The following is a 26184-nucleotide window of genomic DNA, read 5'->3' as shown; positions in this document are numbered from 1 at the left end:
TCGGGCCGATTCTTCTTCATCCACAATCGAATTGGCGCCAACCCCCAATCGCAAAAACGGCTGCCGGCGCGCGATTCACGCACCGACAGCCGCCTCGCGACACCGATCAGGGAGTGATCGTCGTCTTCTCGTCGATGATGTTGGTGGCGTCCATCAGGGGACCCTCCTGGCCGTCCAACGCGTCGGCGTTCATCTGCAGGACGTACAGGCCGTCCTTGCCGGGAATCACGACCGTCTTCTGGGCGATGATCCGCTTCTTGCCGTCTTTGGTGTAGTTGCCACCGAGCTGAACGGCGTCGAAGCCGCTGAGCGTGCTCTTGTTGGCGCCATCGCCGAGCGGCGTCCACCCCGGCAGGTTCTGCAGTTCACCCGGCGCGAATTCGAGAACCTTCGCGGGGTCGACGTTGCCGGTCAACTTGGAGACGATCGCGATGATGCTCGGCGGATCGTTCTTGTCCTGCGGGCTGTCGAAGACGATCGCACCGTACGCCCAGTCCGGGGTCTGCTGGCCGGCGTCCGACCACCCCGGCGGCATCGCCAGATCGATGTTGGGGGAACCGGGATCGCCACGCTTGACCGGCGTCTCGGTGATCTGGTTCTCCTTCAGGTAATCCTGAATGGTCTTGTTCGTACCCGCCGCCGGCGCCGGACTTGCCGACGTCTCAGTGGATTTCGAGGTGGACGTCTCCGTGGAGGTCGACGTCGACGTGGATGTGGACGTCGTGCTGTCGTTCTTGCTGTCAGAACCGCAGCCGACGAGCGCGAAACTCAAGGAAACGGCGGCCAGGCCCGCCGTGGCTACCGCCGTCATCTTGTTCATCGAACGAGTTCTCCTTTTGTTGTGGCGCGCCGTTGCCAGCGATCAACCGAATTCGATTGAGCAGCTTAGTGCCCTTCACAGCGAAACCACATGAATCTCTGTGAAACCGCTTTTGCCACGGCACTGGAGAAACAGGCGCACCATGGACTGAGGCCGCGAGATTGCAATGGCGCAGCGTGGTCGCGGTGGTGGGTCGGGTGAAGCCATCATGGGCGTTGCGCCTGGCGTGTGGGGGGCGCCGTGGGCACCGTTTTGCGCTTGCTGTGCCTGGCCGTGTCGGGCGTCGTCGCCGCGGCGATGCTGACCGTCACCGTTCAGCTGGCGGCCACCACCGCCCTGATAATGGGCGGCACGGGACACCCTCTGGTCGGCGACTCCCCGGGTTTCGCCGAGCAGTACACCCGGGGAGCGCTCGATCTCTTCATCGCCCCCACCGGCGCGGTGCGGGCCGATTCATCCGATCCCGGCACCTATCACCGGGTCGCCGTCGGCACCCCCGAACAGTTCTGGCCGCTGGTCGGCGCGAGCCGATTCGACGCGTCCGTCACGGCCGGTGCCGACAATCTGGGTAACTGCCTGCAGGGTCGGACTTCCTGCGCGGCAAGGCATTTCGGCGCTGACAGCCCTGCATCGGAATACGTCGTCTTCGGGTACTCGCAGAGCGCGAGGATCGCGTCGATCGTCAAGCGTGACCTCATCGCGCAGTACCGCGACTCCATCGGCACGACGCCGGCAGTCTCGTTCGTGGTCGTCAGCAATCCGAACCGGCCGAACGGAGGCTTTCTCGAACGCTTCGCGGGCCTGTACATCCCCATCCTGGGAGTGACGTTCGACGGTGCGACCCCCACAGACAGCTGCGATACCGGCGGCACCAGCTGCCGATTCCTGACCGCCGACATCGCGCAGCAGTACGACGGCTGGGCCGACTTCCCGTTGCGTCCGCTGAACCTGCTGGCCGACCTCAATGCGTTGGCGGGAATCGTCTACCTGCACGAGAACTACACCGTGTCCGTCACCGGCGCGATCAATCAGGGCACCACCGGTGACACCACGTACTACCTGCTGCCCACCAAGCGCCTGCCGCTGCTCATGCCGCTCGCCCAGCTCGGAGTGCCGGGACCGATCCTCGACGTCCTCGATGCACCGCTGCGGGTGATCGTCGAATGGGCCTACGACCGGACCAGCAACCCGGGTGAGCCGACCCCGGCGACGCTGGTGAATCCGACAAACCCGGCGACCATGGTCCGAGACCTCCTCGCGGCCATCCCCGTCGGACTGGACGACGGCCTGCAGGAGGCGGGGTTGGGGCGCCCACTCGGTACGACGCCTGCGGGACCGTTCGGAGTCAGCGGCGCAACGCTTCCCGCCGGATCGCCCCCGAGCGGTCCGGCGCCCGCCACCCGGCGCGCCATCGCGCGACCACCCCGCGCCGCGGGCCTCAAGCCCCGCACGCCGCCGGCCCGATCCGCGCGACCCCAACCCGGAAACGCCACACCGGCGCACTCCGGCGTCGGTCGCCATCGGGCCCGGTTCTGACCACTATGTGACGGCCGGTGAACGCGTGCGTTTGCAGATCTTGCGCATGGGTAAGTTGGCGCCATGGGAAAGTCCATCGTCGCAACCTCATTGGCCACCGCCGCGGCCGCCGTGACCGGCAGCATCGCCAGCCGCAGCGGTGTCGAGACCTGGTATCCCCGGATTCGGAAACCTCGCTACGTTCCGCCGAACGCCGTGTTCCCGGTGGCGTGGACGACGCTGTATGCCGATATCGCCGTCACGTCGGCGGCGACGATCGACAAGCTCAGGGCCAACGGCGAGGACGCCAAGGCCCGCAGCTACATCGGCGCGCTCGGCGTGAACCTGGTGCTGAATGCGGGTTGGAGCTGGCTGTTCTTCAAGTCCCACAAGCTCGGACCGTCGGCGGTGGCGGCCGGCGCGCTTGCCGTCAGCAGCGCCGATCTGGCACGCCGGTCCGCCGCCGCGGACCCGAAGTTCGGCGCGGCACTCGCGCCCTACCCGTTGTGGTGTTCGTTCGCGACGCTGATGTCGACCGACATCTGGCGCCTCAACCGTTAGAACGCCATCTCACGCGGCGCGAAGCGGTCGGTGATGTCGCCGATCAGCGATTCGTCGTAGGGGTCGACGGCTACCGGCGTGTCGTCGAGCTTCAACCGGTCCATGTCGACCCACACGACGTTGGGGCTGGTGGTCAACTCGAAGAAGTACATCCGGTTGGTCAGGTCGGTCACCGTTCGGTATTCGGTGTTGTAGACGCCGAAGTCGCCATAGGGCGCCCCGAATGGAACCGACACGTTGCGCATGATCGCCATCACGCTCGCGATCGCCTCGCGCTGTGAACCCGGGGTGGGCAGCAGGGCGCTGTAGTAGGCGGCGCGCTGGAACCGATCGACCGGGTTGACGTTCCCGGGCAACGGCATCTCCCGGCTCGGATGGGAAAAGTCCTGCAGGGAAAGCAGATTCAGCTGCTCGTCGTAGGTTGGATCGTTGGTCATCAACGTGAACTGGCGGCCGTGGTGGACCACCGCCTGGCCCTGGGCGAATTCGATGATCGCCGAGTCGCCACCGGCGTCCTCAAGGGCGACATGCAGGTTGGCGTCGCGTCCGTGGGCCGACACCTTCACCAGCTGGATCTCGTCCATCAGCCGCAGCGCCTCGGCCACCGTGTCCGCCTGATCCAGCAGATACTGCAACCACAATCCGGCCTGCACCCCGGGTTTCGCCGGGTCGCGCGGGCCGAAGTCCGTCTCGTTCAGGTACAGCCCGTGGCCGGCCAGGCCCGCCTCGTTGAGGCCGTCCACGGTGCCCAGCCCGTAGACGGTCGTCACCAGGCTGGCGTAGCGGCTGGTCCAGCGCAGCGGGTTCGGGTCGGCGACGATTCCGGTCGGCCGGCTGCCGTCGCGGTCCCGGCCGCGGGCAAACCCGACGATCAACGGTTGCGTCGACTCCGGCCAGTCCATCGAGCGACCGGTGAGGACCGCGAGGTCATTGGTGTTCCACAGCACCCGAGTACACATGGCTGACAGGTTAGCCCGCGAGGCACGCGCATCAGCCCAACGATCAGTGGTATCAAAGCCCCGTGCGGCGGCTGATCGTCTGCCTGACGACGACATTGTGCCTGGGGACGGGCCTCGGTCTGGCGGCGTGCGCAAAGCCCACCCCGGCGCCGCCGCCGTCGTCGTCCACATCGACGTCGGCGCCCGGCGCGGGCGTGATCAACCCGGCCAACATCAAACGCATCCGATCGTCGCTGCCGGCCGGGTACGAGATCGCCGACCTGGCGGGCCCGGTGAGCGCTGCGGGCATGTGGGGCTTCGGATCCGGGTGGACGGCAGCCCCGGCGCAGTGCGCGGCGCTGGCGGACCCGGCGCCCGCCGATCCCGGCGCCCGTGGCTACTCGGCGTCGGGGCCGGGCGGGACCGTCTACGTCGTCGTCGCGGTGCCCGCCCAGCCGGCGCCGGATGACGCGGTGATCGGTGACTGCGCCCGGTGGACGATGACGTTCGCGCACACGACCGGTGACGTGACCCTGGCGCCGGCGTCCGAAGCGCCCAGCATCGACGGTGTCCGGACCGTCGCGATGACCGTCATCACCCGCACCGTCGTCGAGTCCGGCACCGAGACCGACGGGCAGGCCGTCACCGCGCAGGCCTATGCCGACGGCCACGTCGTCTATGTCACCCTGGTCACCGATCCCGGATCACCGCATCCGGCACTGGATTCGGATTCCGTCGGCGATCTTCTGGTCGCGACGGTCACTGCTCTACGCGGCTGAGGCAGGTACATTGACCACGATGGTGAAACCCGGCGCGGTCGTCGCAGTGCTGTGCGCCGGACTGGTGGTGGCGTGTTCATCGGGCGCACCGGCCGAACCGAAGGCCGATATCGCCAAGGTGACGACGCTGAAGTCGAGCTTCGGTCCGGACTTCACGGTTTCCGAGGTCGCCAAGACCGGAATCGACCCGCAGGTGCTGGCCGGCCAGAAACTGCCCGACGGCCTGACCTTCGATCCGCCGTCCTGTGCGAAGTACGCCACCGGGCAACTCGTACCGCAGGGCACCCAGGGCAACATGGCCGCGGTGTCGGCCGAGGGTCAGGGCAACCGCTTCATCGTGATCGCCGTCGAAACCGACTCGGCGGTGCCGGTGACCGAACCCGGGCCGGACTGCCGCAAGGTCACCTTCACCGGTAGCGCGCTGCGCGGGTTGGTCGAGTCGGTCGAGACGCCCACGATCGACGGCGCCAAGACGCTGGGCGTCCATCGGGTGCTGCAGGCGGTGGTCAACAACCAGGCGCGCACCGGCGAGACGTACAACTACTCCGCCCATTTCGGGGTCTATCAGGTGATCGTGAGCGCCAACCCGCTGGTCCTGCCCGACAAGCCGGTCGTGCCGGTGAACACCGGGCGGGCCCGCGATCTCCTGGTCGCCGCCGTCAACGCGATCCGGGGCTGACCTCAGCGCACGTCGCGCGGCCGGAACTGGATGCTGATCCGCGGTCCTTTCGGCAGCGCGGTCTTGGGAACGGCGTGCTCCCAGGTGCGCTGGCATGAACCGCCCATCACCAGAAGGTCGCCGTGGTGCTGGGGAAGCCGCAGCGACTGACCGCCGCCGCGGGGTCGCAGCGCGAACACCCGGGTGGCGCCGAGGCTGACGATCGCCACCATGGTGTCCTCGGTGCTGCTGCGGCCGATCGTGTCGCCGTGCCAGGCCACGCTGTCGGCGCCGTCGCGGTACAGGCACAGCCCGGCACTGGTGAACGGCTCGCCCAATTCGCCGGCGTAGACGTCGTTGAGGCGACGGCGCAGCTTCGTGATGGCGGGGTTCGGCGGCGGTTCGGTCAGCAGGTCGTGGAAGCTCACCAGGCGCGGAACGTCGAGGACCCGGTCATACATCTGCCGCCGTTCGGCACGCCAGGCGACGTCGTCGAGCAGGGCGTCGAACAACGCGTCGGCATCGTCGACCCAGGCCGAGCGCATGTCGATCCACGCGCCGGCACCGAGCTCGCGGCGCTCGCTGTGCTCGAACAGCGCGCCCTGAACCGGGACAGACACGAGCTCGAGGATATCGCACGTTTGTTCGATGCTGAAGCGTCGAAGCTAGAGTTTCGCCGCCCCGGGGCCGTGTCCGGCGAGGACGTCTTCGGGGTTGGACAGCGCACAGCTGCGCAGGCTCAGGCAACCGCAACCGATGCAGTCGGCGAGGTTGTCGCGCAACCGCTGCAGATGGCCGATCCGCTCATCGAGGTCGTCGCGCCAGCCCGCCGACAGCCGCGCCCAGTCCCGGCTGGTGGGAACCCGGTCGGTCGGCAGGGTGGCCAGGGCTTCGCGGACCCGGGCCAGCGGGATGCCGAGGCGCTGCGACATCCGGATGAAGGCCACCCGCCGCAGCGTGTCGCGGGGGTAACGCCGCTGGTTGCCCGACGTTCGGCGGCTGCTGATCAGGCCCTCGCGCTCGTAGAAGTGCAGTGCCGAGATCGCCACTCCGGCTCGCGCCGCGAGCTCGCCGGGCCCCAGTTCGTGCTCGGTCACTCCTCGACGATAGATGAGCTGGCTGAGGTGTTGTTACGGTGCTATTCGTGACTGCCGCCGTACTTGGCTCCAACTCCGAGGTCGGGACGCTGCGAGTCGTCATCCTGCACCGCCCCGGTGCCGAACTGCAGCGGTTGACCCCACGCAACAACGACAAACTGCTGTTCGACGGTCTGCCGTGGGTGGCGCGGGCACAGCAGGAGCACGACGCGTTCGCCGACCTGCTGCGGTCGCGGGGCGTGGAAGTGCTGTTGCTGTCCGAACTGCTGACCGAGGCGCTGGGCAGCGGGGCGGCCAGGATGCAGGGCATCGCCGCTGCCGTCGATGCGCGCCGCCTGGGATTGCCTCTGGCGCAGGAACTTTCAGCCTACCTGCGCAGCCTGGAGCCGGCCGCGCTTGCGCATGTGCTGATGGCGGGCATGACTTTCACCGAATTACCCTCGGGCGCAACGTCGGACATGTCGCTGGTCCGGCTGATGCATCACGGCGGCGACTTCGTCATCGAGCCGCTACCGAACCTGTTGTTCACCCGCGACTCGTCGTTCTGGATAGGTCCTCGGGTGGCGATCACCTCGCTGGCCCTGCCCGCGCGGATGCGCGAAACCTCACTCACCGACCTCATCTACGCCCATCACCCACGTTTCCTCGGTGTGCGCCGCGCCTACGAATCGCACACGGCGCCGGTGGAAGGCGGTGACGTGTTGCTGCTCTCGCCCGGCGTGGTGGCCGTCGGAGTCGGGGAGCGCACCACCCCGGCGGGCGCGGAAGCATTGGCGCGCAGCCTGTTCGACGACGGGTTGGCCCACACGGTGCTGGCCGTCCCGATCGCCCAGGAGCGAGCGCAGATGCACCTGGACACCGTCTGCACGATGGTGGACGTCGATGCGGTGGTGATGTACCCGGCGATCAGTGACTCGCTGTCGGCGTTCACCATCAAACGCACACCCGACGGGGTGAAGATCCTGGACGAGGTGCCGTTCGTAAAGGCGGCCGCCGACGCGATGGGAACTGCGCTGCGGGTCATCGACACCGGGCTGGACCCGGTGACCGCCGAACGCGAGCAGTGGGACGACGGCAACAACACCCTCGCGGTGGCCCCCGGCGTCGTCGTCGCCTATGAACGCAACACCGAAACCAATGCCCGGTTGCAGGATTCGGGTATCGAAGTGCTGCCGATCGCGGCCTCCGAGCTCGGCACCGGGCGCGGGGGTCCGCGCTGCATGTCATGTCCGGTGGCCCGGGACCCGCTGTGACCGATCTGCTGATCGACGGGAAGCTGGTCCCCGGCGGGGCGGGCACGTTCAGCACCGTCAATCCGGCCACCGAGGAGCAGATCGGGCCGGCGGCCGACGCCGACAACGCGGACATGGACCGCGCGATCGCCGCCGCGCGCGCCGCGTTCGACCACAGCGACTGGACCCGCGACGTGGCGCTGCGGGTGCATTGCCTGCGCCAGTTGCGTGCGGCACTGATCGCCGAGATCGAGGAACTGCGTTCGATCACCGTCGCCGAGGTGGGCGCCCCGGTGACTTTCACGTACGGCTCACACCTCGAAGGCCCGGTCAACGATCTGGCGTTCCCCGCCGACACCGCCGAAAGTTATTCGTGGAAAACCGATCTCGGGGTGGCATCCCCGATGGGTATCGCGACGCAGCGCTGGCTGGTCCGTGAGCCGTACGGGGTCGTCGGCGCGATCACGCCGTTCAACTTCCCGCATCAGATCAACCTCGCCAAGCTGGGGCCGGCCTTGGCGGCAGGCAATACCGTGGTCCTCAAGCCCGCTCCCGAGACCCCGTGGTGCGCCGCCCACATCGGCCGGATCATCGCCGAGCACACCGACTTCCCGCCGGGTGTGGTCAATGTCGTGACCGCCGCCGATCCCGGTCTGGGTGCGCAGCTGTGCCGCGACGCCCGGGTGGACGTGGTGTCGTTCACCGGGTCGACGGCCACCGGCGCCGCGGTGACGGCCGCCGCGGCCGACAACATCACCAAGGTCTTCCTCGAACTCGGCGGCAAGTCGGCGTTCATCGTGCTCGACGACGCCGACCTGGGCCGGGCGTGCGGCGCGGCGGCTGTCGCGGTGTCCCGGCACGCCGGCCAGGGCTGTGCGTTCACCACCCGTCTGCTGGTGCCGCGCAACCGATACGACGAGGCCGTGGGCGCGGCCGCCGATGCGATGGGCGGTATCGCGGTCGGCGACCCGACCGATCCCGCGACGGTGAGCGGCCCGCTGATCTCGGCGCGTCAGCGTGACCGTGTGCAGGGCTATCTGGATCTGGCGTTGGACGAGGGCGGCTCGTTCGCCTGCGGCGGAGGCCGTCCTGGCGCACTGGACCGCGGCTACTTCATCGCCCCCACGGTGATTCGGGGCCTCGACAATTCGGCCCGGGTGGCGCGTGAGGAGATCTTCGGCCCGGTATTGGTGGTGCTGGCCCATGACGGTGACGACGACGCGGTCGCCATCGCCAACGACTCGCCCTACGGGCTGTCCGCGGCGGTGTGGAGTTCGGACCCGCAGCGGGCGACCTCGGTGGCGGCGCGGCTGCGGACCGGAACGGTCAGTGTCAATGGGGGAGTGTGGTATTCGGCCGACACCCCGTTCGGCGGCTACAAGCAGTCGGGCAACGGCCGTGAGATGGGGGTGGCCGGCTTCTCCGAGTACCTCGAGACCAAAGTGATCGCCACCGCGGTGGGGACGACGTGACCGGGCTGCCGTTCGATCCCGACGCGCTGCGCGCCCGTTATGCCCGGGAGCGCGAGATCCGGTTGCGCCCCGACGGTATCGGGCAGTACGTCGAGGTGGCCGGTGACTTCGCCGGCTTCGCCTCCGACCCGTGGTCCGGTGCGCCCGAACCCCGCGAGCCGGTCAGCGACGAGGTCGATGTCGCGATCATCGGCGCCGGGTTCGGCGGTCTGCTGACCGGTGCCCGGTTGCGGGAACTCGGCGTCGCCGACATCCGGCTGATCGACAAGGCGGCCGACGTCGGCGGCACCTGGTACTGGAACCGATACCCCGGCATCGCCTGCGATGTCGAGTCCTACGTCTACATGCCGCTGTTGGAGGAGGTCGGCTATCTGCCGACCGAGAAGTACGCCAAGGGCCCGGAGATCTTCGAGCACTGCCGGCGCATCGCCGAGCATTACGACCTCTATCGCGATGCCCTGTTGCACACCGAGGTCCGGCAGATCCGCTGGGACGAGCGCAGCGAGCGGTGGATCGTGGAAACCGATCGCGGTGATGCGATCCGCGCCCGGTTCGTCTCGATGGCGAACGGCTACCTGCAGAAGCCGAAACTTCCCGGCATCCCGGGCATCGCGTCGTTCGCGGGGCACACCTTCCACACCAGCCGGTGGGACTACGAGTACACCGGGCGGGACCTGGAACTGCTGGCCGACAAGCGGATCGGGATCATCGGTACGGGTGCCACGGCCGTGCAGTGCGTTCCGCACCTGGCGCGCGCCGCCGGTCATCTCTCGGTGTTCCAGCGCACACCGTCATCGGTCGACGTCCGCGCCAACCGGCCCACCGACGCACAATGGGCCGCCACACTGACACCCGGCTGGCAGCGGCGTCGCATCGAGAACTTCCAGCAGCTCACCGCCGGCGGCGACGCCGACGAAGACCTGGTGGCCGACGCCTGGACCAGCATCGTCAAGACGCTGCTGGTGATGCGGGACGGCGAGCTGGCCGACTTCGCGAAGATGGAGGAGGTCCGCGCGCGTGTCGACGCGACCGTCACCGATCCGGCCACCGCCGAGGCGCTCAAACCGTGGTACGGGTACTTCTGCAAACGCCCGTGCTTCCACGACGACTACCTGGCAACGTTCAACCGCCCCAACGTGACTCTGGTCGACACCCACGGCCGCGGCGTCGAGCGCATCACCGAACGCGGTGTCGTGGTCGACGCTGTCGAGCACGAAGTCGATTGCCTGATCTTCGCGACCGGATTCGAGGTGGGCACCGAGTACGCGCGGCGCACCGGGTTCGAGGTGCTCGGCCGGGACGGGATCACGCTGACCGACAAGTGGCGTGACGGCGTCCGGACGCTGCACGGTATGATGGTGGCCGGCTTTCCCAACCTCTTCGTCGAAAGCATCGCGCAGTCCGGCTTCACGGTGAACTTCCCCTACCTGCTCGACGTCCAGGCCACCCATGTCGGATGGATCATCGCCGAGAGCCTGGCGCGCACCGTGACCCGCGTCGAATCGACGGCGGCCGCCGAGGACAACTGGGTGGACATCGTGGTGGGCAGATCCGCGGGGACCGCTGACCGCGCCAGGAACTGCACCCCGGGGTACTACAACCGGGAGGGCATGGCCAACGCCACCACTCGGCAGGGCAGCTTCTTCTACGGCACCCCAACCGAATACGCCGACATCCTGGCTGCGTGGCGGCAGGACGGCACGCTCGACGGACTCGAGATCGCTCGAGGTGGTCTCTGATGACAGCTCGATACCTGACGGGCCGACTGCGGGCAGCGGTGCGGCACCGGTCACCGCGGGTGGCGATCATCGGCGCCGGGTTCGGCGGCCTGGCCGCCGCAGTCGCGTTGCGGCGCATCGGCGTCGACGACATCGCGATCATCGAACGTTGCGACGGAGTCGGTGGCACCTGGCGGCTGAACACCTATCCCGGTGCGGCGTGCGACATCCAGAGCCACCTCTACTCGCTGTCGTTCGCACCCAACCGGAACTGGAGCCGCACCTACGCCCGGCAGCCCGAGATCCTGGCCTACCTGGAGTCGGTGGCCAGGGACTTCGATCTGGAACGGCACCTGCTGACCGGCACCGCGGTGCGGAGCATGCGCTGGAACGAACGAGCGCAACAGTGGCATCTCGACCTCGAATCGGTCGGTACCGGAAGCGGATTCGCGTTCTCGGCCGACGTGGTGATCAGTGCTGTCGGCCTGTTCGGCGAGCCCAAGCTGCCCGACATCGACGGGCTGACCGACTTCGGCGGGGCGATCATGCACACCGCGCGATGGGATCCGCGCGCCGACGTCACCGGCTGCCGGGTGGCGGTCATCGGCACCGGAGCCAGTGCGGTGCAGGTCGTTCCGGAACTGGCCAGGGACGCCGCCGAGCTGACGGTCTTCCAGCGCACACCGCCGTGGATGGTGCCCAAGGACGATCGCGCGTTCACCGCCGGCGAGCTCGACCGCTTCCGGCATATCCCCTGGGCCGGGCGCCGCGAACGGTGGCGGCTGTGGAAGGAGCAGCACGACAACACCGCGCTGCGACTCGACGACCCCCGGGTGGCTGGGCGGCAGTGTATTGCCGAAGAGTTCCTGCGCCGCAACGTCACCGACGAACAGCTCCGCGAGGCGCTCACCCCGGACTACCCGTTCCGCTGCAAGCGGGTGCTGCTCGGTGGCGACTACTACGCCGCGCTGCAGCAGGACAACGTGTCTTTGGTGACCGAACCCGTCGAGAAGGTCACCGAGGACGCGGTGTGCACCGCCTCGTCGACCACCGAGGCCGACGTCATCGTGCTCGCCACCGGATTCCAGACCAGCCGTTACCTGGCCGGCATCGAGGTCGTCGGCGTCGGAGGGCAGTCGCTGCACGACCGTTGGGGCGAAGACCCCAGCGCCTACCTCGGTGTCGCGGTCAGCGGTTTCCCGAATTTCCTGATGCTGTACGGGCCCAACACCAATCAGGGCGGCAACTCGATCGTGTACATCCTGGAGGCGGGGGCCCGGCTGGCCGCCGACGCGGTGGCGCGGCTACGCCGCACAGGCGGCACGCTGGAGGTGGACCCGGAAGCCGAGCGGCGATTCAACGACGAGATCTCCGCCGAACTCGAACAGACGGTGTGGACGCAGTGCGGCAGCTATTTTCGCTCAGCCGGTGGTCGCATCGTCACGCAATGGCCATACACCGAAATCGAATACGCCCGTCGCACGTGGCGGTTGAAGCCCGGCGACTGGATTCACCGGACGGGCGGTCACAGTCCCAGCGGCCAGGACCCGATCACGTCGTCGGCCGCCAGGCGAGCCAGGTCCTGATCCGTCAATCCCAGTGCACCGCCGAGGATGTCAGCATTGTGCTGTCCCAGCAGCGGAGCCGCCGCAGCGACGAAGTGCCCGGTGACCGGCGGCCGCGGGTAGGGCAGTGGTCCGCACAGCGGGTGTGACGCCGTCTGGAAGAACCCACGTGCCTGCAGCGAGGGGTTGTCGATCACATCGGGCGGCTGCAGAACGGGCGCCGCGGGTATCCCGGCGGCAAGCAATGCTGCGACGGCCTCGTCTCGGGGTCGGGTCGCAAGCCACTCGGCGAGATGGCCGTCGATGAGGTCGCCCGCATCGGCGGTGTAACTCACGCCGTGCGCCCAGTTCGGTTGGCCGAGAAGCGCTGTGAGCGCGGCCCAGTCGGCGTCGTGGCGGATGCTGACCGCCGCCCACTGGTCATGCCCGGCGCAGGCGTAGACGTTTTGCACGGCGAACTCGTGCCCGCGGTTGCCCCGGCGGGTCAGCAGCACACCCGCGGCGTCGCGCTCGATCACCTGCAGCGCACTGGCATTGAGCACCACGTCGATCATCGGCACCTCGATCAGTTGCCCCTGACCGGTGCGCCTGCGGTGCTCCAGGGCGGCGAGGGTGAGGAACGCGGCGTGCACTCCGGCCAGCGGGTCGCACGCACCGCGCGGGGCGGTCGGCAGGCCGTCGGGATACCCGGTGATCCAGGCCAGCCCCGCAAGCTGCTCCATCGTCATCGCGAAGCCCACCCGGTCGCGCCACGGGCCGTCGAGCCCGAACCCGGGCATGCGAACCTCGATGATCTGCTCGTTGAACCGGCGCAGCGCCTCGTACCCCAGCCCGAAGTTCTCCATCACCCGGGGGGTGAAATTCTCGATCACCACGTCGGCCTCGGCGACCATCCGACCGAAAAGTGCTCTGCCTTCCTCGGATTCCAGATCCAGGGTCACCGAGCGCTTGCCGGAGTTGACGCCGTGAAAGACCCAGCTGTACTCCCACCACCGCTCGACGTCCGCACGGAACCCGCCGGCGAAGCGCATCCCGTCCGGGCGCTGTACCGACTCGACCTTGACCACGTCGGCACCCAGCATCGCCAGCAGGTGAGTGGCGGCCGGTCCGGCCCAGAACGCGGTCAGGTCCACGATCCGGACACCGTCGAGCGGCAGGCCCGCGCGGTCCGGCTTGTCCCGTGGCGTCCAGTCGGCCACGGTGTCACCGACAGCGGGAGGCAACGCCGGCGGCAGTGGCGGCGTGCGACTCATCCGCCACGGCGGCCCCGGCGCGCGGAACCCGGCGGGATGATCGACGAACGACTTCCGCGCGACGAAATGATCCATCCCGGACAGTGTTTCACCGTTGCCGATGGCCGCCATCGGGATGCGGAACAACTCGGCCAGCTCGACGATCTCCGCGACGGTGTGCGTGGCGAACCAGTCGCCGATGCGGGCCCGGATGAGGCCGCGCTGTTCCCAGCGGCCCACCTGGAAACGCAACTCGGGAACGTCGGCCAGGTCGGGGCATTCGACCATCGCGCAGAAGTCCTGCCACTGCTGACCGGTGGCCATCGAGATTCCGACGTAACCGTCTTTGGCGCGCTCCACCGACGGCACCTCGGTCGAGCGGCCGACGACCTCGAGAAGCATCAATTCTTTACGCAGCCAGGAGAACACCTGCATCGACGTGGTCATCGCTTCCAGCACCGACATGTCGAAGCCGCCGCCAGAGCGGTGCGCGGCGAGCGCGAAGAATGCGGCGTAACTACCGGCGATGAACTCACCCAGGTCGCCGCCGACGGCGATCGGCGGCCGGTCCGGCTCTCCCCGTGACCCGGTCGAGCCACACCAGGCTTGCATGGTGAACTCGGTGGCCGGCAGTTCTGCCCACGGGCCTTCCCAGCCGAAGTTCGACACCGTGACCACCGGTGTTGTGCAGCAGGTGATCTCGTCCGCGCTCAGGCCCAGCGTGGCGGCCTGCTGCGGGGTGGCGCCCAGGATGACGATGTCGGCGGAATCCAGCAGCGCGGCGGTGACCGACGGTACGGCGATGCTGTGTTTGCCGCCGGCCAGGAACGAGAAGAACGGGCTGTCGCCCTCGGACGGTGCGACACCGACAGGTCGGTACCGCCGCAGTCGGTGGCCGGTGGGGGGTTCGACCATCACCACCTCGGCGCCGGCGTCGCGCAGCAGCTTGCCGCAGTAGGCGGTGGCGATCCGGTCGCCGATCTCGAGCACCCGGATACCCGACAGGGGAGATGTCACGGGCGCGCTCAAGCGATCCCGAAGTCGATGACGCCGCGAATCAACCGGCCCTGCATCAGGTCGTCGAAGGCGTCGTTGATGTCGTCGAGGCGGTAGCGGGTGGTGATCATCTCGTCGAGGCGCAGCTGGCCCGCGCTGTACATGCTTGCCAGCAGCGGGATTTCGGAACGCGGATTGCACGAGCCGAACACGGTTCCGCACAGGGTCTTGTTCATCAAGACCAGGTCTTGGATGTCCAGGTGGACCGGCAGCGGGCCGGACGGGGCCATACCGGTCAGCACACAGGTGCCGCCCTTGCGGGTGAGCGCCAGCGCGTCGCGCACATCGTCACCGGTGATGTCCGACGGCGCGACAACCACGCAGTCCGCCATCACCCCGCGCGTCAGGTCCCGAACCAGGTCTTTCGCATCGGCCGCCCAGACCGCGGTGTGGGTTGCGCCGAAGTCGATGGCCGACTTGCGTTTGTTCTCAAGGGGATCGACCGCCACGATCGTCGTCGCACCGTTGATCCGGGCGCCCTGGATGGCGGCGGTGCCGATGCCGCCGGCGCCGACCACCACGACGGTGTCTCCGCCGCGCACATTGCCGCGGCGGGCCGCCGAGCCGTACCCGGTCGGGACCGCACACGCCAGCAGAGCGGCGGGCACGAGCGGGATGTCCGGGTCGATCTTCACCAGCGAATCCGCGGCGACGACAGTGTGTTCGGCGAAGGCGCCGATCTTGGAGGTGTGGCCGACGTCGTGCCCGTCGAGGGTGTGGTGGCGAAAGGTGCCGTCGGTCGGCATGCCCGGCGTCAGCACCCCGGCGCCCTTGTCGCACAGGTACTCCATGCCCGACGCGCACCAGCGGCAATGCCCGCACACCGCGACGAAGGAGGTCACGACATGGTCGCCGGGAGCCAGCTCGGTGACGCCGGGGCCGACCTCCACGACCACCCCCGAACCCTCGTGACCGCCGATGGTCGGGGGACGCGAGGTCGGGGCATCCCTTGGTCCGGAGGGCGGTGACATGAAGCCGTTGCGGATGTGGTCGTCGGAATGGCACAGCCCGGCGGCGGCCATCTGCACCAGCACCTCGCCGGAGCGCGGGGGGTCGAGTTCGAAATCCTCGACCGACCAGGTGCCGCCGACCTCGCGGACGATCGCTGCGCGGCTTTTCATGGCCCTGACCTTACGGCGCGGTCTATTCCCGGGTTCGCGGAGAGTGAAACGGGGCGCACGCTCCGCTTAGTCGGGGTTAGGTTCACAGACGTGGCAATCAAACTTGGACTTCAGATCCCGAACTTCTCCTACGGCACCGGCGTCGCCGAGCTGTTTCCGACCGTGATCGCGCAGGCCGAAGAGGCCGAGGCCACCGGGTTCGACTCGGTTTTCCTTATGGACCACCTCTATCAGCTGCCCGGGCTCGGTGCGCCCGAGGAGCCGATGCTGGAGGCCTATACCGCGCTGGGTGCGCTGGCGACGGCGACCAGCCGGGTTCAGCTCGGCACGCTGGTCACCGGCAACACCTACCGCAACCCGGCCCTGCTGGCCAAGGAGATCACCACCCTCGATGTGATCAGCCAGGGCCGGGCGGTCCTGGGCATCGGCACCGGCTGGTTCGAACTCGAACACGACTCACTGGGCTACGAGTTCGGCACCTTCACCGACCGGTTCAACAAGCTGCACGAAGCGTTGGACATCATCCTGCCGATGCTCAAGGGCGAGCGGGTGACAGTGGACGGCAAGCACTACCAAACCAAAGAGGCGTTCGCCAATCCCCGCTTCCGCGACCACATTCCGCTGATGATCGGCGGCAGCGGCGAGAAGAAGACAATTCCGTTGGCCGCCAAGCACTTCGATCACCTGAACATCATCGCCGGCTTCGACGAGCTGCCGCGCAAGGTCCAGGTGGTCGCCGACGCGTGCGAGAAGATCGGCCGCGACCCCGCCACCTTGGAGACCAGTGTGCTCGCGATCGCGCTCATCGACGAGAACATCACCGCCGACATGATCCCGGACGACTTCAAGCAGCAGGCCGTCTTCGGCAACCCGGAGCAGATCGCCGACCAGATCAAGACCAAGGTGCTCGACGCGGGTGTCGACGGCGTCATCCTGTCCGCAGCGACGATCAACGGGTACACCCCGGGTGGGGTCGCCGCGGTCGGTGAACTGCTGAAGCCGATGCTGGGGCTCTAACGCCTCGGCGAGATCGACACCATGGCTGTGGACCAGCCGGATTCGCGACCCTCATGCAGATCTCGCCAGTGCGAGTCGCCGGCGGGTGAAAGCGTCGTGCACTCGCTGAAGGATGTAGGCCCGGCTGTGTTCCTTCACCACACGGATGATCAGCCAGCCCATGGCTTCGAGCATGTCGTAGCGGCCGATGTCCCGGACGTGTTGGCTGCGATCGGCCTGGTGATGCGCACCCTCGTACTCCAGCCCGATCTTCGGCTCGTCCCATCCGAGGTCGATGAACGCCGTCGTGTAGCCGTCCGAGACGGGAACCTGAGTCGCGGGACGAGGGTATCCGGCGTCGATCAACAGCAACCGCAGCCAGGATTCCCGCGGCGACTGGGCGCCCGCGTCGGTCAGCGGCAGGACGGATCGCGCTCGCTGGATTCCTCGCGCGCCGGGGTAGTGGTCGCCAAGCGCGAGTACGTCGGCGGATTCGACGCCGGTGGCCGCGGCGAGTGCGTCGAGGTGGGCGACGGCCTCGCCTCTCGCCAGGTGGCGAGCGAGGTCGAGCGCGGTGCGTTCGGGCGTCGTGACGACCACGTCGTCCACCAGCATGAATTCGCCTGAGCCGATGCGTTCCTCGCGCACGACGACGCCGGGCTGGTGGCGGCGGGCACGCCCGATGAGCTCGATCGGGGTGGCCGCGGCGACCCACGACGCCCCGTGCAAAGCGGCCGCCGCACGCCCGGCGATGATGCCGTCCGGCACCCACAGTGCCGCTGCCCGGGTGCGGACGTCGAGGGTGCGTTCGGATCCGTTGGGGATGTACACGTCGGGATGTATTGCGGTGTAGTTCCAGCGCAACTGGCCGCGCGTGAGTAGCCCGCTGGCGATTGCGGCACTTCCGATGAACGGCGACGACATGCCCGAATGCTGCGGCGCGGGATCAGAACCGACTAGTCAGCACCGCGAAAACGACCTCAGGGCTGTGGAATTCTCGAAATCACGACCGTGGTGTCGATCTCGCCCTGTGGATAGCTCTTAGCGCCAGCTGGGCAGCCAGATCTCCATGTTCCACGTCGCCTGTGAGATCGGTACTCCGGTCAGCACCGGGTACAGCCAGGCGAAGTTGGTGATCACCAGCGCGATGTAGCAGCTCACCGCGATCAGCCCGAGCGTTCGTCGTTCGGCATTCTGGTTTCGCGCATGCAGGATGTCGCCGAGTATCAGCGCGATCGCCATCACCAGGAACGGCGCCATCGGCACCGCGTAGAAGAAGTACATCTGCCGGTCGATGTCGGCGAACCAGGGCAGGAACCCGGCGCCGTAACCGGTGAGGACGACGGCGTAGCGCCAGTCGCGACGGACGAACGCGCGCCACACCGCGTAGAACAGGACCGGCACCGCCAGCCACCACATCGCGGGGGTGCCGACCAGCATCACGGCCTTCACGCAGGAGGCGCTGCCGCAGCCCGGGACGTTCTGGTTGTCGATCGCATACAGCACCGGCCGCAACGACATCGGCCACGTCCACGGTTTGGACTCCCACGGGTGGTGGTTGCCGTTCGCGTTCGTCAGCGTCGCATGGAAGTGAAACGCCTTGTACGTGTAGTGCCACAGCGACCGGATCGCATCCGGCGGCTGATACCACTGCCGCTCGCCGATCGACTGGCCCACCTCGTACCGGTTGACCGCGGTCTCGGAGGAGAACCACCACGCGTACGACGCGAGGTACACCGCGAACGGAATCGCCAGAAACACATAGGCCGTCGGTCCGACGTCGCGGCGGATCGTGCCGAACCACGGCCGCGGCACCCGGTATGCGCGCCGGGCGGCGATGTCGAACGCCAGCGTCATCGCGCCGAAGAACACGATGTAGTACAAACCCGACCACTTGGTCGCCGTCGCCACGCCCAGCAGCACGCCCGCGCCGAAGCGCCACCACCGAACCCCGAGACGGGGACCCCACGGCGTCTCGGCGATGCGGCCCTCGAGCAGCGCGTTGTGCATTCGCTCGCGGACCTGGTCGCGGTCGACGATCAGCGCCCCGAACGCCGCGACGACGAAGAAGGTCTGGATGCCGTCGAGCAGCGCGGTGCGCGCCGCGACGAAGCTCACCCCGTCGGCGATCAGCAGCAGCCCGGCCATCGACCCGACCAGCGTGGAGCGACTGATCCGCCGCACGATCCGAACCACCAGCAGGACCAGCAGCACGCCCAACACGGCGCTGGTGAACCGCCAGCCCACCCCGTTGTAGCCGAAGATCGCCTCGCCCAACGCGATCATCTGCTTGCCCACCGGCGGGTGCACCACCAGCCCGAAGCCGGGGTTGTCCTCGACGCCGTAGTTCGACAGCATCTGCCAGGCCTGCGGCGCGTAGTGCTTCTCGTCGAAGATCGGGGTGCCCGCGTCGGTGGGCGAACCCAGGTTCATCAACCGGGTCAGCGCGGCCAGCGCGGTGATGATCGCGGTGGCCACCCAGCCCTCGATGCGGTCGATCGGGCCGAAGTCGGCGACCGGCACCAACGGTCCCGGGCTGATGACGGGCACGTGGCGTTCGTGCACGGCGAGGTCATCGGCTGTCGTGGACATCGCCTGCGATCGTAGGCTGTCGGGCGTGACGACTGGGCGACTGATCCTCGGTGCCACGCCGCTGGGTCAGCCGGGGGACGCGTCGAAACGACTGGTCGACGCCCTCGCGACCGCCGACGTGGTGGCCGCCGAGGACACCCGGAGGGTGCGCTCGCTGGCCCAATCACTGGACGTGCGGATCGCCGGGCGGATGGTCAGCCTGTTCGACCAGAACGAGGCGGCCCGGGTGCCGGCGCTGCTCGACGACATCAAGGCGGGCGCCACCGTGTTGGTGGTCAGTGACGCCGGGATGCCGCTGATCAACGATCCCGGCTATCGGATGGTGACCGCGTGTATCGAGGCTGACCTAACCGTCAGTTGTCTGCCCGGCCCGTCGGCGGTCACCACCGCACTGGCGGTCTCCGGCCTGCCGTCGGACCGGTTCTGCTTCGAGGGGTTCGCGCCTCGCAAGCAGTCCGCGCGACGGACCTGGCTGGCCGGCCTGGCCGCTGAGCAACGCACCTGCGTGTTCTTCGAATCACCCCGCCGGCTGGCCGACTGCCTGCGCGACGCGGTCGACGAACTCGGCCCGGACCGGCGGGTGGTGGTGTGCCGTGAGCTGACGAAGGTGCACGAGGAGATCCTTCGCGGCTCGCTGGCCGAGCTCGCGCAGTGGGCGGACGACAAGGTGCTCGGCGAGATCACCGTGGTGCTCGCCCCCGCGGTTCTGACCACCGACCTGCCGACGCTGGTCGCCGAGGTCGAACTGCTGGTCGCCGACGGCATGCGGGTCAAGGACGCCTGTACCCAGGTGGTCGACACCCATCCGGGTGCACCGGCGAAACGGGAGCTCTATGACGCGGTGCTGCGAGCCCGGGACGCGTAGAGAACCGGCGCGGCCTTATCGAGGCATTCCTGCCATTCGGCCATCGCATCGGAGTCGGCCGTGATGCCGCCGCCGACGCCGAGCACCGCCCCGCCGGCCGCATCGAACTCGACGGTGCGGATTGCCACGTTCAGTTCGGTGCCCGCGATCGGGGAGGCCATTCCCAACGTCCCGCAGTACACGCCGCGACGCCGTGGTTCCCACTGTGAAAGCAGTTGCCGAGCACGGGTTTTCGGAGTTCCGGTCACCGAAGCCGGGGGGAAGGTCGCGGCCAGCAGTGCGCCGTTGGGGATCTCGGGGCGAACTTTGGCCGCCACCGTCGACACCAGGTGCCACACCCCGGGTGCGGCCCGGACCGTGAGCAGTTCGGCGACGGTGACGGTGCCGGTGTCGGCGGCCCGGCCGAGATCGTTGCGCACCAGATCCACGATCATGATGTTCTCGGCGACGTCCTTGACCGACGCCCGCAGTTCGTCCGGCGACCGGTGCAAGGGCAGCGTCCCCTTGATCGGACTGGACGCCACGTCGTCGCCGGTGCGTCGCAGGAACAGTTCAGGTGACAGCGATGCCACCGCGCCCCAATCGCCGGCCAGGTAGGCGGCCCGCGCCGGTGTGGTCCGGGTGACGGCGTCGGCGAAGAACTCCAGCGACGAGCCGCGCAGCGTGCCGGTGAACTGTGTGCACACGCAGGCCTGATACACCTCGCCGGCCTCGATCGCCGCCAGGCAGGCCAGCACGCCGTCTTGGTGGCGCGCGAAATCGGGCTTGTCCCAGTCGATGTCGTAAGTCAGCGGCGGGGCCGGGGACGACAAGGCGTCGGCCACCCATCCCGCGATCGGCGCGGCGGAGAGGCTTTCGTGCCACCAGCAGCCGTCGCGGTCCAATCGCAGCACATTGTCGGTCCAGCCGCCGGCCGCCTCGGGGATTCGCGGCGGCGCGCCGTCGGCCGTTGCGTCGGGATAGGACAGGTAGCCGATCCAGCCGCCACCGACCGCGTCACCGCGGTGACCAGGCGGCACCGGGAACACCGCTGTGGGCTCGACCGCCCGCACCGAGAGGGTGGGGGCGATCACCGCGCCGGCGCCGAACCAGTCACCGGCCAGAGCGGCGGGTGGCGCCAGTCCGCGCAGACGCGCGCCGGCGGCCACGGCGCGCAGGACCTCGGCGGCGGTGCCGAGGTCCCCGAGCCGGTCGATGCGCATCGCCATAGCCTGACGCCTGCGGTCGGCAGACGCAAAGGATCAGCGGCTGATCTCCCTGCGCACGGTGACGGCGGCCAGCTTGTCCGGGTTGCGCATCGCGTAGAAGTTGGTGATCGTCCCCTCGGTGATCTCCACCAGCATCACCGACTCGGCCTGCTCACCGCGGAAGACGACGATCGCGGGCGCCCCGTTGTAGTTCGCCCCCTCGATCCGGTACTCCGGCGTCGCCTGGCGGAACAGCCCGATGATGAGCCTGGCGACCTTGGCCGGCCCCAGCACCGGCCGGCGGGCGGCGCTGACCTTGCCGTCACTGTCGGAGGTGAACACCACGTCGGGCGCCAGCATGCTCATCAGCCCCTCCAGGTCACCGGTCGCCGCCGCCATCAGGAATTGCGTGGTGATCTGCTCGGACTGTTGCGGGTCCAATGGGGAAAACCGGCGCCGCCTCGAGTGCACATGCTCGCGGGCGCGATGCGCCATCTGCCGCACCGCGGCCGTGGATTTTCCTATCGCATCGGCGATTTCGTCGTGGCTGAAGCCGAACACCTCACGCAGCACGAAGACCGCACGCTCATCGGGAGTCAGCGTCTCGAGCACCACGAGCATCGCCATCGACACCGACTCGGCCAGCACCACGTCGGCGGCCCCGTCGTGCTCGTCGAGCAGCAGCGGTTCAGGCAGCCACGGGCCGACATAGTCCTCCCGGCGGCGGGACTGCGAGCGCAGCGTGTTCAGCGCCTGCCGGGTGACCAGCTGGGCCAGGTACGCCTTGGTGTCTCGAACCTCAGCCAAATCTACTGTCGCCCAACGTAAATAGCTGTCCTGCAACACGTCGTCGGCCTCGGTGGCCGACCCGGTGATCTCGTAGGCGATGGTGAACAGCAGCGGCCGCAGCAGGGTGAACCGGTCGGCGTGCTCCTCGGCCGCTGTCACCGGGTCGCCACAGGCTCGGGAGCGGGGCGCTTGCCGCCGCCCTTGATCCAGAAATAGGAGCCCGGCTTGCGGGCTTCGCGGCGCAGGAAGCCGATGGTGCCCTTGCACACCGCCTCCTTGATCGTCGCGGCCGCGCGGCCGCCGATGTAGAGCGGCAGCGGAACGTCGTTGGTGCGGGCGATCTGAATGGTCGCGCCACCGCGGCCGAGGCTGATGCACTGACCGGTGAACGCCTGGCTGATCGCAGCGGGCTGATCCCCGGCGAGCCGGGCCAGCACGGTGTTGGCGGCCTGGGCGCCCAGCGGGATCGCGGCCTGGCAGCTCATCCGCAGCGGCTGACCTGACGGGGCGGCGGCATCGCCGGCCGCCACGATCCGGTTGCTGTCCACACTGGTCAGGGTCTCGTCGGTGAGCAGTCGTCCGATCGCGTCGGTACGCAGGCCGGAGCGTGTCGCGAGATCGGGGACCCCGAACCCCGCGGTCCAGATCGTCACCGCGCTCGCCAGCCTGCGCCCGTCGGCCAGGGTGACCGCATCCGCGGCCACCGCGGTCACCACGGCCTGCGGTCCGTCGACGATCTCGACGCCGAGCTTGCGCAGCTGCTTGGCCACCGACCGGCGCCCAGGCGTGCTCAGGTAGGGCCCGAGGACCGGACCGCACACCAGCGTGACCGTGCGGCCCTGCTCGGCCAGTTCGGCAGCGGTCTCGATGCCGGTCGGGCCGGCGCCGACCACACACACCGGGGCACGAGAGTGCAGGTCGGCCAGCGCGGTGGTCAGCCGCTGCGCTTCTTCGAGATCGGCGATGGGATAGGCAAATTCGTCCGCACCCGGCACCGCCGGCCGCGCCGAGCCGCTGCCCACCGCGTAGATCAGGTAGTCATACGGCACAGGGGGGCCGCTGAACAGTTCGACCTGCCGCGTCTCGGTGTCGATGCGGGTGGCGGCGTCGACCACCAACTCGATACCGGGGCCGAGGATCTCGGCGTAGTCGACGACTCCATCGTCGGAACCGGTGATCACCTGGTGCAGCCGGATCCGCTCGACGAAATCGGGCCGCGGGTTCAGCAGGGTGATCTCGACATCGGGTCGCTGCCGCAGATGGTTGGCCGCGATCACTCCGGCGTAGCCGCCACCGATCACCACAACTCGGGCGCGTTGCTCGGTCATCACATCTCTCCTTTGAGGTCGCTTGAGCGTGCTGACCTCGAGACACCAGGGGGCCGGTGGATGTGACGCTACGTGATGCAGCTCACAGCGTCGGATTTGTTCGCTTCGTTCCCGTCTCTCGCTGCGCTCGTTCCACTCACTCAGCTCACAGCGTCACTCGGTCGGCTGATACCTCGGGAAGACGCCAGCCGGTGCCGGCAGTTCGGTGCCGGGTGCGATGCGTACCGCGACGGCGCCGAAGTCGCGGGCCGACGCCTCCTGCCCGAGCAGATCGAGCAGGGTGGCCGCCGATGTGGGGACGACGGGCTGCATCAGCAGCGCGGCGATCCGCACCACCTCCAGCGTCACGTAGAGCACCGTGCGGAACCGCTCCTGATCGGCCGCCGCCTCCGACTTGCGCAGCACCCAGGGTTCTTGAGCGGAGAAGTACCGGTTGGCGGCGCCGAGCATCGCCCAGATGGCCTCCAGGGCAAGGTGCATGGCCGGCACGTCGAAGTGCGCGCGCACCGTGGGGAGCAGTTCGTCGGCGAGCGCCAGCAGCTCCCGGTCGGCGTCGGTGAACTCACCGGGCTCCGGCACCCGCGCGTCGAGGTTCTTGTTGACCATCGACAGCGAGCGCTGCGCCAGGTTGCCGAACTCGTTGGCCAGGTCGGCGTTGATCCGGCCGATGATGGCGTCCTCGCTGTAGCTGCCGTCCTGCCCGAACGGCACCTCGCGCAGCAGGAAGTAGCGCACCTGATCGAGGCCGAAGGCGTCGACGAGCGCGAACGGGTCGACGACATTGCCGACCGACTTACTCATCTTCTCGCCGCTGTTGAGTAGAAAGCCGTGCACGAAAACCCTTCTGGGCAGCTCGATTCCGGCCGACATCAGGAACGCGGGCCAGTACACGGTGTGGAAGCGGATGATGTCCTTGCCGATCATGTGCAGATCGGCGGGCCAGTACTTGCGGAACGACTCGGAGTCGGTGTCGGGGAAGCCGGCGCCGGTCAGGTAGTTGGTCAGCGCGTCGACCCACACGTACATCACGTGGTCCGGGTGGCCCGGGACGGGAACCCCCCAGTCGAAGGTGGTCCGCGAGATCGACAAGTCGCGAAGGCCGCCCGAGACGAAGCTGACGACCTCATTGCGGCGGACATCGGGACCGATGAACTCCGGGTGCGCCTCGTAATGGGCCAGCAGTCGCTGCGCGTAGTTCGACAACCGGAAAAAGTAGGTCTGCTCCTCGGTCCACGTCACGGGCGTGCCGGTCTCGATGGAGTACTTGTTGCCGTCGGCGCGGGTTTCGAGTTCGTCCTCGGTGTAGAAGCGTTCGTCGCGCACCGAATACCAGCCGGAGTACGAGTCGAGATAGATGTCGCCTGCGGCATCCATCCGCTTCCAGATCTCGATCGACGCGTCGACATGGTCGGCGTCGGTGGTCCTGATGAAACGGTCGAACGACGCCCCGAGCTTTTCCTGCATCGCCTGGAAGGCGTCGGAGTTGCGCCGCGCCAGCTCGGCGGTCGGGATGCCCTCGGCGGCGGCCGTCTGCGCCATCTTCAGCCCGTGCTCGTCGGTGCCGGTCAGGTAGCGCACGTCGAAACCGTCGAGCCGCTTGAAGCGGGCGATCGCGTCGGTCGCAATGTATTCGTAGGCGTGGCCGATGTGCGGCGCCCCGTTGGGGTAGGCGATCGCGGTGGTCAGGTAGTACGGCGGCTTACTCATTTGGGGTTCACCCTAAAGTGTGGGCGTGGGTTCCCAGGACAAGAGGCGCGAGCCGCCGCCGCTGCCAGAGCCCTTGACGCCGCTGATCGACGCGCACACCCACCTGGACGCGTGCGGCGCCCGCACTGCGGACGACGTCCGCGCGATCATGGACCGCGCCGGCGAAGCGGGCGTGCTGGCCGCGGTGACGATCGCCGACGATCTCGATGCCGCCCGCTGGGCCGCCGAGGCGGCCACCTGGGACCCGCGCGTCTACGCCGCGGTGGCGCTGCATCCGACCCGCGCGAATGCGCTGACCGACGACGCCCGCGCGGAGCTGGAACAACTGGCCACCCACGAGCGGGTGGTGGCGGTCGGGGAGACCGGCATGGACCTGTACTGGCCCGGCAAGCTCGACGGCTGCGCCGACCCTTCGGCTCAGCGTGAGTCCTTCGCCTGGCACATCGACCTGGCCAAGCGCACGGGTAAGCCGCTGATGATCCACAACCGCGACGCCGACGCCGAGGTGCTCGACGTGCTGCGTGCCGAGGGCGCCCCCGAGGCGGTCATCTTCCACTGCTTCTCCTCCGGGCCCGAGATGGCCAAGACCTGCGTCGCGGCGGGGTGGGTGCTCAGCCTGTCCGGCACGGTCAGCTTCCGCAACGCCCGTGACCTGCGCGAGGCGGCGGCGCTGATCCCGCCCGGGCAGCTGCTGGTCGAGACCGACGCCCCGTTCCTGACCCCACACCCCTTCCGCGGGGCACCCAACGAGCCGTATTGCCTGCCCTACACGGTGCGCGCCCTGGCCGAGGTCGTCGGGCGCCCGGCGGAGTTGCTGGCTGAGCAGTCATCGGACACCGCGCGGCGGGTCTACGGTCTCTAAGGGTCTGTTGAGAGCGGCGGGCCCGGGTTGCTCCGGGCCGGGATGGTTCGTTACCGTCTTGTGATCAAAGGGGAGCCACATTGGCGCCCCTGTT

Annotated in this window: 23 protein-coding genes; 11 read left to right on the top strand and 12 right to left on the bottom strand. The window is 68.4% G+C overall.

All coding sequences use genetic code 11. The annotated features are described in order from the left end of the window. Window positions 1-106 precede the first annotated feature (106 nt). Window positions 107-820: an LpqN/LpqT family lipoprotein gene (locus AB4879_RS18985; protein WP_370508797.1), complete on the bottom strand. Its 714-nt coding sequence runs from the start codon at window positions 818-820 to the stop codon at window positions 107-109. Between the two features lie 240 nt (window positions 821-1060). On the opposite strand from AB4879_RS18985, the gene AB4879_RS18980 reads away from it, so the two are divergent. Both AB4879_RS18980 and AB4879_RS18975 read left to right on the top strand, forming a co-directional pair. Then, on the top strand, window positions 1061-2356 hold the full coding sequence (locus AB4879_RS18980) for a PE-PPE domain-containing protein (protein WP_370508796.1): 1296 nt from the start codon (window positions 1061-1063) through the stop codon (window positions 2354-2356). A gap of 63 nt (window positions 2357-2419) precedes the next feature. Further along, window positions 2420-2896 carry a TspO/MBR family protein gene (locus AB4879_RS18975; protein ID WP_036340954.1) on the top strand — a complete coding sequence of 159 codons (477 nt, stop codon included), beginning with the start codon at window positions 2420-2422 and terminating at the stop codon, window positions 2894-2896. Here the strand turns inward: AB4879_RS18975 and AB4879_RS18970 are convergent. Further along, window positions 2893-3855, bottom strand: a complete 963-nt coding sequence (locus AB4879_RS18970; protein ID WP_370508795.1) for a linear amide C-N hydrolase — start codon at window positions 3853-3855, stop codon at window positions 2893-2895. The two genes, AB4879_RS18975 and AB4879_RS18970, sit on opposite strands and share 4 nt — an antisense overlap. Before the next feature lie 62 nt (window positions 3856-3917). On the opposite strand from AB4879_RS18970, the gene AB4879_RS18965 reads away from it, so the two are divergent. Further along, on the top strand, window positions 3918-4613 hold the full coding sequence (locus AB4879_RS18965) for a DUF5642 family protein (RefSeq protein ID WP_370508794.1): 696 nt from the start codon (window positions 3918-3920) through the stop codon (window positions 4611-4613). 19 nt (window positions 4614-4632) lie between these two features. Further along, complete coding sequence (locus tag AB4879_RS18960) at window positions 4633-5292, top strand: DUF5642 family protein (protein ID WP_370508793.1); 660 nt, start codon at window positions 4633-4635, stop codon at window positions 5290-5292. Between the two features lie 2 nt (window positions 5293-5294). Here AB4879_RS18960 and AB4879_RS18955 read toward each other — a convergent pair whose 3' ends face one another. Further along, a complete protein-coding gene (locus tag AB4879_RS18955; RefSeq protein ID WP_199189925.1) occupies window positions 5295-5891 on the bottom strand; it encodes an alpha-ketoglutarate-dependent dioxygenase AlkB in 597 nt (198 codons plus the stop codon). A 45-nt stretch (window positions 5892-5936) separates the two neighbouring features. Continuing rightward, entirely contained in the window at window positions 5937-6368 is a 432-nt protein-coding gene (gene soxR / locus AB4879_RS18950; RefSeq protein WP_102808062.1) for a redox-sensitive transcriptional activator SoxR, read from the bottom strand. A 47-nt stretch (window positions 6369-6415) separates the two neighbouring features. On the opposite strand from soxR, the gene arcA reads away from it, so the two are divergent. From arcA to AB4879_RS18930, 4 genes are read left to right on the top strand one after another with little or no spacing between them, the layout of a single operon-like run. Further along, on the top strand, window positions 6416-7621 hold the full coding sequence (gene arcA, locus AB4879_RS18945; RefSeq protein WP_370508792.1) for an arginine deiminase: 1206 nt from the start codon (window positions 6416-6418) through the stop codon (window positions 7619-7621). Beyond that, on the top strand, window positions 7594-9072 hold the full coding sequence (locus AB4879_RS18940; protein ID WP_370508791.1) for an aldehyde dehydrogenase: 1479 nt from the start codon (window positions 7594-7596) through the stop codon (window positions 9070-9072). Before arcA ends, AB4879_RS18940 begins: the two co-directional genes overlap by 28 nt. Continuing rightward, the gene (locus tag AB4879_RS18935; RefSeq protein ID WP_370508790.1) at window positions 9069-10811 is read left to right on the top strand and encodes a flavin-containing monooxygenase; all 1743 of its coding nucleotides are present in this window, start codon (window positions 9069-9071) and stop codon (window positions 10809-10811) included. Before AB4879_RS18940 ends, AB4879_RS18935 begins: the two co-directional genes overlap by 4 nt. Beyond that, the gene (locus AB4879_RS18930) at window positions 10811-12376 is read left to right on the top strand and encodes a flavin-containing monooxygenase (RefSeq protein WP_370508789.1); all 1566 of its coding nucleotides are present in this window, start codon (window positions 10811-10813) and stop codon (window positions 12374-12376) included. The genes AB4879_RS18935 and AB4879_RS18930 overlap by 1 nt, the downstream gene beginning before the upstream one ends. On the opposite strand, the gene AB4879_RS18925 is transcribed toward AB4879_RS18930, so the two are convergent. Both AB4879_RS18925 and AB4879_RS18920 read right to left on the bottom strand, forming a co-directional pair. After that, a complete protein-coding gene (locus tag AB4879_RS18925; protein ID WP_370508788.1) occupies window positions 12316-14604 on the bottom strand; it encodes a CoA transferase in 2289 nt (762 codons plus the stop codon). The two genes, AB4879_RS18930 and AB4879_RS18925, sit on opposite strands and share 61 nt — an antisense overlap. A gap of 8 nt (window positions 14605-14612) precedes the next feature. Beyond that, complete coding sequence (locus tag AB4879_RS18920) at window positions 14613-15764, bottom strand: NDMA-dependent alcohol dehydrogenase (RefSeq protein ID WP_370508787.1); 1152 nt, start codon at window positions 15762-15764, stop codon at window positions 14613-14615. Between the two features lie 90 nt (window positions 15765-15854). Between AB4879_RS18920 and AB4879_RS18915 the strand changes: the two genes are divergently transcribed. Beyond that, window positions 15855-16781, top strand: a complete 927-nt coding sequence (locus AB4879_RS18915; RefSeq protein ID WP_370508786.1) for an LLM class F420-dependent oxidoreductase — start codon at window positions 15855-15857, stop codon at window positions 16779-16781. Window positions 16782-16832: 51 nt separating this feature from the next. Here the strand turns inward: AB4879_RS18915 and AB4879_RS18910 are convergent, their stop codons facing one another. Further along, window positions 16833-17684 (bottom strand): hypothetical protein, encoded by an 852-nt coding sequence (locus tag AB4879_RS18910; protein WP_370508785.1) that lies wholly within the window; start codon window positions 17682-17684, stop codon window positions 16833-16835. Window positions 17685-17801: 117 nt separating this feature from the next. Next, window positions 17802-19352 carry a dolichyl-phosphate-mannose--protein mannosyltransferase gene (locus tag AB4879_RS18905; RefSeq protein ID WP_370508784.1) on the bottom strand — a complete coding sequence of 517 codons (1551 nt, stop codon included), beginning with the start codon at window positions 19350-19352 and terminating at the stop codon, window positions 17802-17804. 25 nt (window positions 19353-19377) lie between these two features. On the opposite strand from AB4879_RS18905, the gene rsmI reads away from it, so the two are divergent. Further along, on the top strand, window positions 19378-20217 hold the full coding sequence (rsmI, locus tag AB4879_RS18900; RefSeq protein WP_370508783.1) for a 16S rRNA (cytidine(1402)-2'-O)-methyltransferase: 840 nt from the start codon (window positions 19378-19380) through the stop codon (window positions 20215-20217). On the opposite strand, the gene AB4879_RS18895 is transcribed toward rsmI, so the two are convergent. The 4 genes from AB4879_RS18895 to metG all read right to left on the bottom strand — a co-directional run bounded on the left by AB4879_RS18895 (window position 20184) and on the right by metG (window position 25228). Next, window positions 20184-21419, bottom strand: coding sequence for an aminodeoxychorismate synthase component I (locus AB4879_RS18895; protein WP_370508782.1), 1236 nt, complete (start codon window positions 21417-21419; stop codon window positions 20184-20186). The two genes, rsmI and AB4879_RS18895, sit on opposite strands and share 34 nt — an antisense overlap. Window positions 21420-21458: 39 nt before the next feature. Next, entirely contained in the window at window positions 21459-22352 is an 894-nt protein-coding gene (locus AB4879_RS18890; protein WP_370508781.1) for an RNA polymerase sigma-70 factor, read from the bottom strand. Then, a complete protein-coding gene (locus AB4879_RS18885) occupies window positions 22349-23521 on the bottom strand; it encodes an NAD(P)/FAD-dependent oxidoreductase (protein WP_370508780.1) in 1173 nt (390 codons plus the stop codon). Before AB4879_RS18885 ends, AB4879_RS18890 begins: the two co-directional genes overlap by 4 nt. A 153-nt stretch (window positions 23522-23674) precedes the next feature. Next, a complete protein-coding gene (metG, locus tag AB4879_RS18880; protein WP_370508779.1) occupies window positions 23675-25228 on the bottom strand; it encodes a methionine--tRNA ligase in 1554 nt (517 codons plus the stop codon). Between the two features lie 25 nt (window positions 25229-25253). On the opposite strand from metG, the gene AB4879_RS18875 reads away from it, so the two are divergent. Then, on the top strand, window positions 25254-26090 hold the full coding sequence (locus tag AB4879_RS18875) for a TatD family hydrolase (protein WP_370508778.1): 837 nt from the start codon (window positions 25254-25256) through the stop codon (window positions 26088-26090). Window positions 26091-26184 lie beyond the last annotated feature (94 nt).

The organism is Mycobacterium sp. SA01 (assembly GCF_041287105.1).
GTDB lineage: Bacteria > Actinomycetota > Actinomycetes > Mycobacteriales > Mycobacteriaceae > Mycobacterium.
This window is presented reverse-complemented; position numbering and strand designations above follow the sequence as displayed.

Bases quoted from the DNA above. Each gene is read 5' to 3' on its own strand.
- AB4879_RS18920 (WP_370508787.1), bottom strand. From the start codon at position 15,764: ATGAAAAGCCGCGCAGCGATCGTCCGCGAGGTCGGCGGCACCTGGTCG.
- AB4879_RS18930 (WP_370508789.1), top strand. From the start codon at position 10,811: ATGACAGCTCGATACCTGACGGGCCGACTGCGGGCAGCGGTGCGGCAC.
- AB4879_RS18910 (WP_370508785.1), bottom strand. From the start codon at position 17,684: ATGTCGTCGCCGTTCATCGGAAGTGCCGCAATCGCCAGCGGGCTACTC.
- AB4879_RS18970 (WP_370508795.1), bottom strand. From the start codon at position 3,855: ATGTGTACTCGGGTGCTGTGGAACACCAATGACCTCGCGGTCCTCACC.
- AB4879_RS18885 (WP_370508780.1), bottom strand. From the start codon at position 23,521: ATGACCGAGCAACGCGCCCGAGTTGTGGTGATCGGTGGCGGCTACGCC.
- AB4879_RS18975 (WP_036340954.1), top strand. From the start codon at position 2,420: ATGGGAAAGTCCATCGTCGCAACCTCATTGGCCACCGCCGCGGCCGCC.
- metG (WP_370508779.1), bottom strand. From the start codon at position 25,228: ATGAGTAAGCCGCCGTACTACCTGACCACCGCGATCGCCTACCCCAAC.
- AB4879_RS18895 (WP_370508782.1), bottom strand. From the start codon at position 21,419: ATGCGCATCGACCGGCTCGGGGACCTCGGCACCGCCGCCGAGGTCCTG.
- AB4879_RS18940 (WP_370508791.1), top strand. From the start codon at position 7,594: ATGTCCGGTGGCCCGGGACCCGCTGTGACCGATCTGCTGATCGACGGG.
- AB4879_RS18960 (WP_370508793.1), top strand. From the start codon at position 4,633: ATGGTGAAACCCGGCGCGGTCGTCGCAGTGCTGTGCGCCGGACTGGTG.
- AB4879_RS18905 (WP_370508784.1), bottom strand. From the start codon at position 19,352: ATGTCCACGACAGCCGATGACCTCGCCGTGCACGAACGCCACGTGCCC.
- AB4879_RS18985 (WP_370508797.1), bottom strand. From the start codon at position 820: ATGAACAAGATGACGGCGGTAGCCACGGCGGGCCTGGCCGCCGTTTCC.